Here is a 386-nt window from a genome sequence, read left to right as displayed (position 1 = left end):
CTGGAACACCATGCCGACGTCGGCGCGCAGCTTCGCCAGCGCCGCGCCCTCCTCGGGCAGCGCCTTGCCGTCGATCGTGATCGTTCCGGACTCGATCGTCTCGAGCCGGTTGATCGTGCGGCACAGCGTCGACTTGCCGGATCCCGAGGGGCCGAGCACGACGACGACCTCACCGCGATTGACGCTCAGGTCGATGTCCTTGAGGACGTGCAGGTCGCCGAAGTGCTTGTTCACTCCGTCGAGCACGACGAGGGGTTCGCCTCGCTGGGCGGTGATGTCACTGTGCGCTGGGGCAGTGGTGGCTCCGGTCATGGCAGTGATCGTAGTCACGCCCACAGGCCGCTACGGCGCCGCCGCGCTCATTCGTGACCTAATTGCTACACATG

Annotated in this window: 1 protein-coding gene; it reads right to left on the bottom strand. The window is 66.1% G+C overall.

What is annotated here, in order from left to right:
• On the bottom strand, positions 1-312 hold a 312-nt coding region (locus D7X55_RS42550; RefSeq protein ID WP_121725816.1), incomplete at its 3' end, for an ATP-binding cassette domain-containing protein.
• Positions 313-386: the final 74 nt, after the last annotated feature.

Source organism: Corallococcus sp. AB049A (assembly GCF_003668885.1).
GTDB classification, from domain to species: Bacteria; Myxococcota; Myxococcia; order Myxococcales; family Myxococcaceae; genus Corallococcus; species Corallococcus interemptor.
The sequence above is the reverse complement of the archived record's forward strand: the minus strand, read 5'-3'. Positions and strand labels throughout refer to the sequence as shown.